Source organism: Caballeronia choica (assembly GCF_001544535.1).
Taxonomy (GTDB): Bacteria; Pseudomonadota; Gammaproteobacteria; order Burkholderiales; family Burkholderiaceae; genus Caballeronia; species Caballeronia choica.
The window spans coordinates 17,111-30,028 of the sequence record NZ_FCON02000094.1; the positions used below are offsets into that span (position 1 = coordinate 17,111).

Consider the following 12,918-nt stretch of genomic DNA (forward strand, 5'->3'; position numbering starts at 1 on the left):
TCGGGCAGAACCCAGCGGAGGGCACAAGCCATGAACAAGGTATTCGCCGCCGCCGCGCTTGCGGCTTCGCTCATCGCTGGCGCGGGCCTCGCCACGGCGGGCACGACGCCGGCGCCGCCGAACGCTTACGCGTACATCGGCTATCCGAACGACGGCCAGGTCGTGCCGGCCGGCAAGCCGTTCAAGGTGTGGTTCGGATTGCGCTACATGGGCGTTGCGCCCCGTGGCGTGAAGTATCCGAACACGGGGCATCACCATCTGTTGATCGATACGGACCTGCCGCCGATGGATCAGGAGATTCCGTCGGACCGGAATCATCTGCACTACGGTGCGGGTGAAACCGAGACGACGCTCGAACTGCCGCCGGGCAAGCATACGCTGCAGTTGCTGATGGGCGATGACAAGCACATCCCGCATAACCCGCCGGTGTATTCGAAGAAGATCACCATCACCGTGAAGTAGCAGAGCGGGCGCCTTCGGGCGCTTTGCTTTCTTCTCAGGAACATCCGCTGCGATGTTTCCATCGATCCTGCGCGTCGGTTGGTTCCTGATTGCGCGGCGAGCCAACTGATAAATCCAGGTGTCGCTGACGGTCCAACACTCGTGCTGCGGGCTGTTGGTTTTTAGCCGTCATGCATTGCGCGCCGACGCCGCGTTGTGCGTCGGGTGATCGTCAGATTTCCCTTTTATTTTCAATGGGTTGAAATCCATCTTCAGCGCGTGCGACGCGCTTGGCACGGGCCGTGCGTTGACTCCACGCGAGCAGACACTGAATGCTCGACCAACCCCGAAAGCCTGCCCTCCAAGGAGCGCTGAAATGAAATCGCTGATGATCAAAGACCTCGCCGTGACAGCAGAACTCGACAGCCGCGCCATGTCGTCCGTGCGTGGCGGCAATGCGTTCCTCTTTCCCGGCTACAACTTCTCCCAGTTCGACCTGTCGGTGAGCGCGCAGCAACTGATCGGCCAGACGCAGAACGTCTTCAACGAAAACGGCAGCAACGTCGCGTTCTCGGAAGGCATCGGCTCCAACGTCAAGCCGGTCCAGAAAGCGAACAACAGCAACACGCTGAACGTGTTCGGCGGTTAAGTCCCCGCCACGTCATTCCCAACGCCGATTCATACGCAAGGAGCACCACCATGTCATCGATCACGATCAGCGACCTCGCACACCGTACGCAGCTCGACAGTCAGGAAATGTCCGCAGTGCGCGGCGGCACGTTCTACTTTCCGAGCTTCCTGTCCTCGACCGACTTTGCATTCAGCACGCAGCAAATGATCGGCCAGACGCAGAACGTCTCCAACGCGAACGGCAACAACGCCGCCTTCGTGACCGGCATCGACTCGAAGGTCAAGCCGGTCCAGACAGCCCAGAACACGAACACGATCAACGTGTTCCCGGGCGGACTCGTCGCATGAATTGCAACATGAATTGCAACCTGAATTGCGGAGATCCGGGGATCTCCGTCCACAACCTCTCAACCTGAAGCGCAAGGAGACCGCCATGTCCACTCTCTCGATCCGTGAACTGCCGCACAGTGCCGAACTCGACCGCACCGCCATGTCCGCTGTACGCGGCGGCGCGTTCTACCTGCCGGGCTACAACACGTCATTGACCAGCTTCACGTTCGATACGCAGCAACTGATCGGCCAGAACCAGAACGTCTTCAACCAGAACGGCGGCAACGTCGCGTTCTCCAGCGGCGTCTTGTCGAACGTCAAGCCGGTCCAGAAGGCCGACAACGTGAACACGGTCAACGTGTTCAACGGCGGCCCGCTGTAAAGCACCCCATCGGCACTTCAAGAACACTCGTGAAAACTCATGAAACTCAAAAACGCGCATCTAGTGACGAACCTGTATGGAGTCGCGACGCGCCGTGTGCTCTACTTGAGTTTCATCGTCCAACCACGCCCTGTTCGGTCTGCGTTCACCGGGAGTGAGATCGTGCAAGCCTTGTCGCAGTCGTGGCGCAGCGGATTCGGGCGTGGCATCCGGCTGGCGTTTTATGGCACGTTGTGCGCGACGCTCTTGAGCGCGTGCTTCGATGTGAAGGTGCCGACCTACAAGCGCCCCGACACGCCGGAAAAGACTGCCTATTCCAAGCCCGTCGTGACGGCGAGCGAAACGATCCAGCCCGACTGGTGGAAGCAGTTCCACGATCCGTACCTCGATTCGCTGGTGACGAAGGCGATCAACAACAATTTCGAATTCAAGGTGCTCGCCGCGCGGATCCAGGTGGCGGGTGCGCAGATCGGCGAGGCCCGCGCGGGCGCGTTGCCGACGATGGACCTCGGCGCCGGCGCGAGCTTCGAGAAGACGACCGGCCAGCCCTTCTCGAAGCAATTCAACCTCGCGACGCAGGTGAACTGGGACATCGACATCTGGGGCGCGGTCGAGAAGGGCGTGCAGGCGCAGAAGGCCGAATTCCGCGCAACCGAGTGGGACTGGCGCGCGGGCTATCTGAAGCTCGTCTCGGACGTATCGACGACCTATTTCCAGATCCTCCAGTTCGACGACCAGATCGAGCAGCAGAAGCAGACCATCGCGACCAACCAGAAGATCCTGACGATCTTCGAAGGCATGCAGAATAACGGCCTCGTGCCGAAGACGCAGGTGCTCACGCAGCGCGCCGAACTGAACCGGCTGACGCGCGAACTGCTGGAACTGCGGCGCTCGCGCGATCTCGCGGACAACGCGCTCGCCACGTTGACCGGCGTGCCGGCCGGCGACTTCAAGGTGCCCGACGGCCATTTGCAGAAGCGCGTGCAGATTCCGGTGGTGCCTCAGGGGCTGCCTTCGCAGTTGCTCGCGCGCCGGCCCGATCTGATCGCGGCGGAGTATCGCGTGCTCGAAGCCTACGACCTCGTCGGCCAGGCGAAGCTCGCGCAACTGCCGACCATCAGCCTGACGGGACGCGGCGGCAGCGCAAGCCTCCAGCTCACCGACTTGCTGAAGAGCTTCACGTTCAGCTTTCTGCCGAGCATCAACATCCCGATCCTCGACCCGAGCGTGCGCGCGCACGTCAAGACGACCGAAGCGCAAACCACGGTCGTCGAGCAGCAATACCGCGCTACGGTGATGAGCGCATTCGAAGAAGTGGAAAACGCGTTGGTGAATCTCGATTCGCACGAGAAGCAGCGCGTCGAGTTGCAGCAGGAGGTCGCGCATCTGTCCGTCGTCGCGGCGCAGATCGACGCGCAACTGAAGGAAGGCGTGATCTCGCAGCTCGAAGTGTTCGAGACGGAGCGCACGCTGCTTGCCGCGCAACTCGCGCTGCTCGCGAATCACCAACAGTTGTTGTCGGACACAGTGACGCTCTACAAGGCGCTCGGCGGCGGCTGGCCGACCACCACGGTGCAGAATGTAAGTAAGGAAACGCTGCAATAAATCGCTCTATATCGTCTGAGCTTTCGACCCCGGTCAGGAATCCGAAGATGCGCCGAAGCGGCTTTGATATGGCGTCGAGAGCCAGTGCCCGGCGATTGACTCCGGCACTGCGTGCCTTACACTTTCTACAGTTGCCGCCCGGCGGGCGGCTCAGTCCAACAAAGTCTATTTGCCCAGGCGTTTTCGGGCTTTCCACTGGCGCGCATGCGGCAGCGGCTAGACGCTCCTTGTGACGTGGACATGGCTCCTGGCGATTCGATAGCAGAGGTGCACGCGAGCGTGGGCGAGGCATTCGATGTCGTCCTCCGGCCGCTATCGCATCCGGAGCTGGCGGATATCCGCATCGACGAAAACCTGTTTCCGATCGGCCGTGCCGAGGCGCCGTTCGATTCGTGCGCGCCCGAGGCCGTCGCGCAACTGTCGCGCCGCCACGCGCGCATCTTCACCGAGCATGGCGCGGTGTACCTGGCCGATCTCGACAGCAAGAACGGCACGTCGGTGAATGGCGTCGAGGTTCGGCAAAAGCCGGCGCAACTGCATCACGGCGACACGATCTCCTTTGGCAGCAAGCTGTCGTATCGCGTGCAGTTCGTTCCGCGAGCGAAGCCGCGCGCAACCGTGGCGCGCGGGGTCACGGTCGCGCTGACGCCCGAGCACGACGACCTCGGATTGCAGCCGATCGACATTGCCCAGTTCCCGTTCCTGATCAGCAAGGCCGATGAGCTGATCGCGCGTTATCGCGAGGAGTATCCGCATCAGGTCAATTACGTGTCGCGGCGTCATGCGCATATTTTCCTGAAGAACGGTGCGCCGTTCATCGAGGACCTGGGCAGCACGAACGGAACCTTCGTCAATGGCGAGCGGCTCGATGCGCCGGCAGTCCCGCTCGACGACGGCACCGTGGTCGCGTTTGGCGGCACGCATTTCGTCTATCGCGTCAGCGTGCGCCGCGAACCGGAAGGCGATTCGACGCTCACGCAGGTGAAGCCGACGGCCGCCAAGGCAAAGGTCGACGTCGACGCCGACAGCGACAAGACGACCTTCGTCGGCTCCGCGCATTCGTTCCTCGATATCTTCTGCGTCGACCAGCCGATCCCGCACGAGGACGAGGTCAACCAGGAAGCGCTCCCCGCTGCGGCGGAGTCGAAGAAGGAGGGCGAACGACGCCGCGAGCGAAGCAAGTTCGCGATGATGTTCTCGGCACTGCGCGCGGCCTTCACGGGCAACGAGCGCATCACGTCCAGGCGCGGTCTCATCATCGGCGCGGTCGTGATCGCGGCGCTCGCGGCGATTTCGACGGCGCTGTTCTTCAATGGATCGTCGGAGCGTCAGGTGAAGGGGCTGATCGCGAGCGGCCAGTTCGAGCAGGCGGCGAGCGTCGCTGGCGACTACCTGCAGCGGCATCCGAACGATCCGCGCTTCTCCGCGCTCGATACCGAAGCGCTCCTCAAGGCGAAAGTGCCCGAGTGGCTCGCGGCGCTGCGCAGCAACCAGTTCGACAAGGCGAACGCGATCATCGCGCAGATGAAACAGCTTGGCGCCAACAACCCGGACGTGCGTCCGCTTATCGACGAACTGGCGTGGATCGGCAAGCTAGAAAGCTTCGTGCTTGGCCGCGGCGGCCCCGATGCGCCGATCCGTATCTACGCGGACGAAGACCGCATCGGCGAGATCCTGAAGCACTGGGAAGACGACGCGTCCAGCCATCAGCGTTCGCTCGACCGCATCGCTTCGTATGTGCCGGAGTTCGCGACGCCGTATGCCGAAGCGCTCAGCCATCTGCGCAAGCTGCAAAGCGATGACTCCGTGTATCTCGCCGCGATCGAGCGGCTGAAAGCGAGCATCGCGAAGGAGCTGAGCCAGGATCATGCGGAAGCGCTGGACGGCGTATTGAACGATTACGCGGACAAGTATCCGCGCCTCGGCGGACTCGATCGCGTGCGCGAGGACTTGCGGCAATACCTCGATTTGCAGAAGCTGGCACGCGGCGCGAGCCTCGGACCGTTGGTGGCGATGCTCGGCAATCTCAAGTTCACGACGCCGCCGTTTCAGGAACAGTTCCGTCAACTGAGCGCAAGCCGGCTGCCGTCGCCGGATGTGGTCAGCCGATACCAAAGCGTGCAGCAGGCATGGCGCAGCGGCCAGAGCGCACCGGCCATCGACGGCTTGCAGAAGATGCCGGCGGGTCCGTGGTCGGATGTGATCGCGGCTGAACTCGCGCACAAGAAAGCCGTGGCCGCGCAGTTCGCCGACGTGCAGAAGGCGCGCGGCACCAAGTCATACGAAGACGCGCTGCTGTCGTTCTATGAAACGCTCGATCCGCAGGAGGATTCGTTCTACGTGAAGGCCGCCGATCCGGATGTCGCGGCATTCAGGGACAAGGCGATCGCCCGCGCGCAGGACCTGCTGAATCACGCGCAGTCGCAATGGCAGCAGTATCGTGCGAACGGTTCGATCGGTGGCACGCAACGGCTCGAAGCGGGTATCTCCGACACGTTCCGTTCGCAGGCGCGACTGCTCGCCGGCGCGCAGTCCGACGCGCAGCACGGCATGCGCATCTTCAAGCAAGTGAAGGCCGATGGCGCCGCGAAGTGGCAGAAGATGACCGACGACATCAATGCGGAAGCGGAACTCCAGCGGCGCTCGCTGCAGGAATTGCGCATGGTGCTCGAGCCCGGGCTCCTGAGGGACAAGCTGGCACTGATAGGAGGACCGGGCAGTGAAGAACGACGCGCACCTTAAGCCCTTTTCCGAGGCGCTGGAAGATCACGGCCCCGAAGGCATCGCGATCCTGACGGCCGAGCCGTGGCGGCTCACGCAGGCGCTCATCATCGCGATGGTGGCGCTCGTCGTGTCGGCGGTGATCTGGTCGTTCGTCGGACGCGCCGACGTGATCGTGACGACGCAGGGCACGCTCTCGCCCGAATCGGAGGTGCGGCGCATCTACGCGCCGATCGACGGTGAGCTTGCCGATCTCTACATCGCCGAAGGCCAGCCCGTGCAGAAGGACGATGTGCTCGCACGCATCAACGCACGCGGCGCGATCGAGGCCGCGAGCAACGCGCTCGAAGCGCGCCTCAAGTTGGACGACGCCGAACGCGAATGGAAGCAGTTCCCCGAGAAGAAGCTGCTGATGGAGCGCAAGGCCGCAGCCCTCAAGGATCAGATGGAAGTGGAGGAGCGGCTGCACCAGAACCGCGTGTCGGAAGGCACGACCAAGCTTGCCGAAGGGCAGAAGGCGCAGCTTCAGGAAGCGCGCAGCGCGCTCGAAAGCGCGCGGCGCGCGCGCGACAACGCGAAGCTCGACCTCGATCGCTTTGCGCGCCTCTTCGCGCTGCCGGGCGGCGGCGGCATCGCGGCGGCGCAGGTTGAACAGAAGCGCAACACGTACCTGGAAGCGGACAGCGCGTTCAGCGTCGCGCAGTCGAAGCTCTCGGAACTCGACTTCCGCCTCAGCCACGAATATTCGCAGGCCAAGGCGCAACTCGAGACGAGCGGTCAGGAAGCGATCAACCTGCGCCTGCAATACGAATCGGCGATGCGCGAGATCGCGAGCACACAGGACAAGTTGCGTCTGCAACTACAGACGGCACGGCTCGTCGCCGATGCCGCCGCGCGCATCCGCTTCGAGAATATCGACAAGGACAATTTCCTGCTGATCCTCGCTCCGGTGTCGGGCGTGATCACCGACGTCACCTCGACGCAACCCGGCGACAAGATACAGGCCAATACGCCGCTCGGCGGCATCGCCCCGAAGAACGCGCGGCCGGTGCTCAAGATCGAGATCGCCGAGCACGACCGCGCATTCCTGCGCGAAGGCCAGCCGGTCAAGTTGAAGTTCAACGCATTTCCGTACCAGCGCTATGGCCTGATCGACGGGACGCTCGCGTTCATTTCCCCCGCGACCAAACCGAGCCCGCAGAGCAAGCAGCCGGTGTACGAGGGACGCGTGACGCTCGACCGCGACTACTACCAGGTGTCGGACACGAAGTATCCGCTGCGTTATGGCATGACGGCGACGGCGGAGATTGTCGTGCGCGAGCGGCGGCTGATCGATCTCGGACTCGACCCATTCAGGAACGTCGCCGGATAACAGATAAATAGATCAACAGACAGGCAGCACTTACCGCGCTCGTGCGCGCGTGTTCAACCATTCAAGGAGCGATTGAGATGACGGCGATAGTGCAAATCGATGACGAGGTGATCGATACCGGCGAGTTCGTGAGGCTGCTCAAGCTGAACGGTCAGTTCGACAGTCTCATCGAACAGCTCGTGCGGGACAAGCTGACGGTGCGCGCCGCGAAGCAGCATGGCGTGGTCGTGACGGCCGAGGACATCCAGACGCGGGCCGACCAGTTCCGTCGTATTCGCGGGCTGCACCGGGCCGCCGACATGAACAACTACCTCGACGCGCTGAACGTGAGCCTCGACGAGTTCGAGGTGTTCGTCACGGACACGCTGTACCAGGAAAAGATGCTGGAGCAGGTCGGCACCGACGATGCGATCGAGGAGTACTTCAAGCTGAATTCGCCGAAGTTCGACAGCATCGAGGTGAGCCACATCGTGCTCGATACCGAAGGCAAGGCGAAGGAGATGATCTCCTATCTCACCGACGATCCCGAGAGCTTCGCGGAGATGGCGCGCGAACATTCGCTCGCCGATACGCGCGACGACGGCGGCGTGATCGGCCGCGTGCTGCGCGGGCAGTTGAAGGCGGACATCGAAGCGAAGGTGTTCAACGCGAACCCGGGCGATCTGCTCGGACCGTTCCTCGCCGCCGATGGATCGCAGTTCGAGATCTTCTCGGTCACGGCGAAGCATCCAGCGACGCTCGACGAAGACGTCGCGGGTGAGATCCGCCGGATGCTGCGCGAAGACTGGCTGATCGCACGGGCGCAGGAACATATCATCGAGGCGCGCTGAGCAGTGAGCCGCGCACCCCACAAGGATCGATAGCACATGGAAGCGCCACCCAAATCCGACTTACCCGCCGATTCACCCGCAGAGTCACCCGTGAGTTCAGTCGCCAACTTCCTCGCGACCGTGGAGTTGCTGTCGCCGTTCACGCGCGAAGAAATCGAGCGACTGGCCGAGCATGCGCAATCGCGCTTCTTTGCGTTCGGCGAGACGGTGTGCAACGCGGGCGACGTGGCCGACGGACTCTTCGTCATCAAGGCCGGTTCCGTGCGCATCTTCACGGAGGAGCACGGCAAAGAGATCAGCATGGGGGTGCGCAAGGAACGCGAAGTTTTCGCCGACATCGCGATGCTGCGCGAATACCGGCACGAATCGTCGGTGCGTTCTTCGGGCAAGACCGAACTGCTGTTCATTCCGCACAGCGTCATCGAACCGATCATTTCGACGAATCCGGCCGCGCTCGCGTTCGTCACGAGTTATGTCGCGATCAACTCGGCGGGCGGGTTCGTGGCGCGCCTCTTCGATCTGCGCGGCAAGCTCAACAAGACGGAACTCGAAGAGTGCGTGCGCAGTGTCGGCGTGAAGCGCGTCGGCGCGGGCAAGGAGATCCTCAAGCAGGACTCGCGCGAGGACCGGCGACTCTACGTCGTGCGGCAGGGCGAAGTGCGCATCGTGCGCAGCGAGGGCAACGCGGAGCATCTGCTTGCAACGCTCGGCCCCGGTGAGATCTTCGGCGAAAAGGCCTGCGTGATGCGCCAGGAGCAGATGTGCTCGGCCGTCGCGAGCGCCGATACGCGCCTGCTCGTGATCCCCGAGAAGACTGTCCACTTCATTCTCGAACGCAATGCCAAGCTGCGCGAGGTGCTGGAGGAGCGCATCCGCTTCACCGAGCGCGAACTGCTGCGGCAGAAGAAGCTCGCCGAGCGCCGCAAGATACCGTCGATGCTCGACCTGCATACCAAGGCCGAGTTCGGCGAGCGCATCATCAAGCGCTTCGCGTGGGTCGAGCAGGCCGAGGAGATGGATTGCGGCGCCGCGTGTCTCGCGATGGTCTGCAAGCACTACGGCATCGCGATGACGCTCGGCAAGCTGCGCGAACTCGCCAACGTCACCACGCAAGGCGCGACGCTAGACAGCCTCGCGCGCGCGGGCGAATCGCTCGGCTTCACGACGCGCGGCGTGCAATGCACGTTCGAATCGCTGCGCGGCTTCGACCTGCCGTTCATCGTGCACTGGGAGGGCTACCACTACATCGTCGTGTACGGTGTGTCGAAGGAATGCATATGGGTGGCGGACCCGGCGCTCGGCTTCAAGAAGATGACCGTCGACGAATTCGAGCGCGGCTGGAGCGGTACGTGCCTGCTGTTTACGGCCGGCCAGGAAATGGCGCAGATTTCCGTTGGACGCTCGCCGTGGATCAGGTTCGTCGGTTATCTCAAGCCGTACCGCAAGATCCTGCTGCATCTTTTCCTGGCGACCTTCGTCATCCAGGTGCTCGGCGTGATTCCGCCGCTCATCATCCAGAACATCCTCGACGGCGTGATCGTGCATCAGAACGTCAGCTTGCTGCATGTGCTGATCGTGGGTCTCATCATCTCGAACCTGTTCTCGCAGTTGATGTCGACGATACGCGCGTATCTCGCGAACTTCATGGTCCGCAACATGGACTTCGCGATGATGTCGCAGTTCTTCAAGCACACGCTCTCGCTGCCATTCGCGTTCTTCGCGAAGCGCAAGACCGGTGACGTCTTCGCGCGCTTCCAGGAGAACCACACGATCCGCGCGTTCCTCACGGAATCGACGGTCACGACCGTTCTGAACCTGCTGATGATCTTCATCTACTTCACGATCATGTTCCTCTACAACGTGAAGATGACGATCATCCTGATCGTGTTCGTGATACCGATCATGGTGCTGACGGCCGTCGCCACGCCGAAGATCAAGAACTATGCGCGCGAGGTGTTCGCCGCTGCCACCGATGCGAAGTCGTTCCTGATGGAAGCACTCGGCGGCGTGGAGACGATCAAGGGCATGGGCATCGAGCGCCCGGTGCGCATCAAGTGGGAGAAGAAGTACGCGAAGTCACTCGAAGTGCAGTACAGGGCGCAGGGCTTCAACATCGCGGTCGGCCTCGGCAGCCAGTTGCTCAACACCGCGACGACGATCGCGATTCTCTGGGTCGGCGCGAACATGGTGCTCACGCACGAGATGACCATCGGGCAACTGATTGCGTTCAACGCGTTCATGGGCAGCGTGCTCTCGCCGCTGATGGGGCTGATCGGCCTGTGGAGCCTGCTGAACGATGCGGGCGTCGCGATGGAGCGGCTGGGCGACGTGCTCGACATCGAGCCGGAACAGAAGCCCGGCGATCTGGCATCGCGCGTGATGCTGCCGGACCTGCAGGGCGAGATCAGCCTGAACGGCGTGTACTTCAAGTACAGCGAGTCGGATGCGGACTACGTGCTGGAGAACATCAGCTTCGACATCAAGCCCGGCGAACTCGTCGCTATCGTCGGGCGCAGCGGCTCGGGAAAGACGACACTCGCGAAACTGCTCGTCGGCTTCTATGCGCCGACCGAGGGCAAGATGGTGGTGGACGGCTACGACCTGAGCGTGATCGACAAGGGCTACTACCGCGCGCAGATCGGCTATGTGATGCAGAGCAACCTGCTGTTCTCGGGGACGATCGCCGAGAACATCGCGAGCGGCGACGAAGCGCCGGATCGCAGGCGGATCGAAGAAGTCGCGAAGATGGCCGACGCGCACCCGTTCATCGTGAAGTTGCCGCTCGGATACGAACAGATCGTCGGAGAGCGGGGCGTGGGGTTGTCGGGCGGACAGATACAGCGCCTGTGCATCGCGCGCGCGCTTTATCATGACCCGCGTCTGCTCGTGTTCGATGAAGCCACCTCCGCGCTCGATACGCAATCGGAGAGCAACATCCTCGGCAACATGCAGGAGATCCTCAAGGGCCGCACGGCGGTGATCATCGCGCACCGTCTCTCGACGATCATGCGCGCCGACAAGATCCTCGTGCTGTACGAAGGCGGCATCGTCGAGCAGGGCAAGCACGACGAACTCGTCGCGCGAAAGGGCATGTACTACCAACTGGTGCAGAAGCAACTGAGCGCAGCATGAAAATACTCGACCAACCCGAAGAAGCCGCACCCTCGCCAGGATCGGCCATTTCATACGCCGGCCTGATCGAGAGGATCGAGATTCTTCGTTCGACGCTGCGATGGTCGTCCAAGCTCGAACGCCCCGAGATCGAGAAGTTGCTCAAGCAGGCGAGTTCATTGCGCGACGAGGTCATGCAGTTGTCGCACAAGGAGCGCTTCGTGCAGGCAGCGGTGGCGGAGCCGAAGCGCGTCGACCAGACGCCTGGCGCGCGGCGGCAGGGCTTGCTCGAGCGCAGCTTCATCTTCGAGGGCACCTTCGGCGACAACCCGAAGCTGCTCGAAGCGCTGGAAATCGCGGAAAAGGCCGCGCCGACGGATTTGCCTGTGCTGATCGACGGCGAGAGCGGCACGGGCAAGGAACTGATGGCGAAGGTGATCCACGCGAACGGGTCGCGCGCGGACAAGCCGTATATCTCCGTCAACTGCGGCGCGATTCCCGACAATCTGCTCGAGTCGGAATTGTTCGGGCACAAGAAGGGCGCGTTCACGGGTGCATCGAACGATCGCAAGGGGAAGTTCGAGAGCGCGCACACGGGCACGATCTTTCTCGATGAAATCGGCGAGTTGCCGTTATCGGGGCAGGTCAAGTTGCTGCGCGTGCTCGAAGCGCACGAGATTCAGCGCGTCGGGTCGGATGAACCGATTGCGGTCGATACGCGCATCGTTGCCGCGACTAATCGGAACCTGCGGCAGTTCTGCGACGAGGGCAGGTTTCGCGAGGACTTGTTTTACCGGCTGAGCGTCATTCACCTGACCTTGCCGCCGCTGCGCGAGCGTCGCGACGAGATTCCGCTGCTGCTGGCTTATTTCGGCGACGAAGCGGCGGCTACGCTCAAGCGTCGCCCGGTCAAGATGTCGCCGCGGCTGCGCGACTTTCTCAGGAACTACGACTATCGCGGCAATATCCGCGAGTTGCGCAACATCATTTATCGCATTGCGTGTCTTGCGGCGGATACGGCTGACATCGAGCACTTGCCGATCGACATCCGGCCGAAGTCGGTGCTATCGGTGGCGATGAACGACGCGCAGGCGGGTGGAGGCGCGATTGCGGGAGCGACCTCGTTGAGTGAGGCGAAGCGTACCGCGAGTGATGAGGCCGAGCGCGCGTTTCTTGAGCGGGGGTTGCAGGAAGTGGGTGGGACGGTGGCGGAGCTGGCGCGGCGGTTTGAGATGAACCGTTCGCACTTACAGATGCTTTTGAAAAAGCATGGGCTTCATTCGAAGGACTTTCGGCAGAAGGCGGCGGAGAGGGAAAGGTGATCGCTGGCGCTGGGGGTGGGGTTGGGGTGGGGTTGGGGTGGGGTTGGTTGGGGTAACACCGTTTGATGCGCTTGTGCTTCTATGGAACTTGCTTTGTTTTTGGTTTATTTGCTCTGCCCCTGTCCGGGGCGGGACTCACTTTCTTTGCTGCTGCAAAGAAAGTAAGCAAAGAAA

General features: G+C 62.3%; 10 protein-coding genes. All 10 read left to right on the forward strand.

Going from position 1 to position 12,918, the window contains the following annotated elements; all coding sequences use genetic code 11:
- The first annotated feature begins 30 nt into the window (after positions 1–30).
- The 10 genes from AWB68_RS29650 (at position 31) to AWB68_RS29695 (ending at position 12,744) form a co-directional block, all read left to right on the forward strand.
- Positions 31–462 carry a DUF4399 domain-containing protein gene (locus AWB68_RS29650; RefSeq protein WP_087647884.1) on the forward strand — a complete coding sequence of 144 codons (432 nt, stop codon included), beginning with the start codon at positions 31–33 and terminating at the stop codon, positions 460–462.
- A gap of 355 nt (positions 463–817) precedes the next feature.
- Positions 818–1,090 (forward strand): hypothetical protein, encoded by a 273-nt coding sequence (locus tag AWB68_RS29655; RefSeq protein WP_087647885.1) that lies wholly within the window; start codon positions 818–820, stop codon positions 1,088–1,090.
- A gap of 50 nt (positions 1,091–1,140) precedes the next feature.
- Complete coding sequence (locus AWB68_RS29660; protein WP_087647886.1) at positions 1,141–1,419, forward strand: hypothetical protein; 279 nt, start codon at positions 1,141–1,143, stop codon at positions 1,417–1,419.
- Positions 1,420–1,504: 85 nt separating this feature from the next.
- Positions 1,505–1,783, forward strand: a complete 279-nt coding sequence (locus AWB68_RS29665) for a hypothetical protein (protein WP_087647887.1) — start codon at positions 1,505–1,507, stop codon at positions 1,781–1,783.
- Positions 1,784–1,945: 162 nt separating this feature from the next.
- A complete protein-coding gene (locus tag AWB68_RS29670; protein ID WP_374729620.1) occupies positions 1,946–3,388 on the forward strand; it encodes an efflux transporter outer membrane subunit in 1,443 nt (480 codons plus the stop codon).
- Positions 3,389–3,628: 240 nt separating this feature from the next.
- On the forward strand, positions 3,629–6,130 hold the full coding sequence (locus tag AWB68_RS29675) for an FHA domain-containing protein (RefSeq protein ID WP_087647888.1): 2,502 nt from the start codon (positions 3,629–3,631) through the stop codon (positions 6,128–6,130).
- Positions 6,108–7,481 carry an HlyD family secretion protein gene (locus tag AWB68_RS29680; protein WP_087647889.1) on the forward strand — a complete coding sequence of 458 codons (1,374 nt, stop codon included), beginning with the start codon at positions 6,108–6,110 and terminating at the stop codon, positions 7,479–7,481. Before AWB68_RS29675 ends, AWB68_RS29680 begins: the two co-directional genes overlap by 23 nt.
- Positions 7,482–7,558: 77 nt before the next feature.
- Positions 7,559–8,311, forward strand: coding sequence for a peptidylprolyl isomerase (locus AWB68_RS29685; protein WP_087647890.1), 753 nt, complete (start codon positions 7,559–7,561; stop codon positions 8,309–8,311).
- A gap of 36 nt (positions 8,312–8,347) precedes the next feature.
- Positions 8,348–11,443, forward strand: coding sequence for a peptidase domain-containing ABC transporter (locus tag AWB68_RS29690; protein WP_087647891.1), 3,096 nt, complete (start codon positions 8,348–8,350; stop codon positions 11,441–11,443).
- Positions 11,440–12,744 carry a sigma-54 interaction domain-containing protein gene (locus tag AWB68_RS29695; RefSeq protein WP_087647892.1) on the forward strand — a complete coding sequence of 435 codons (1,305 nt, stop codon included), beginning with the start codon at positions 11,440–11,442 and terminating at the stop codon, positions 12,742–12,744. The genes AWB68_RS29690 and AWB68_RS29695 overlap by 4 nt, the downstream gene beginning before the upstream one ends.
- Positions 12,745–12,918: the final 174 nt, after the last annotated feature.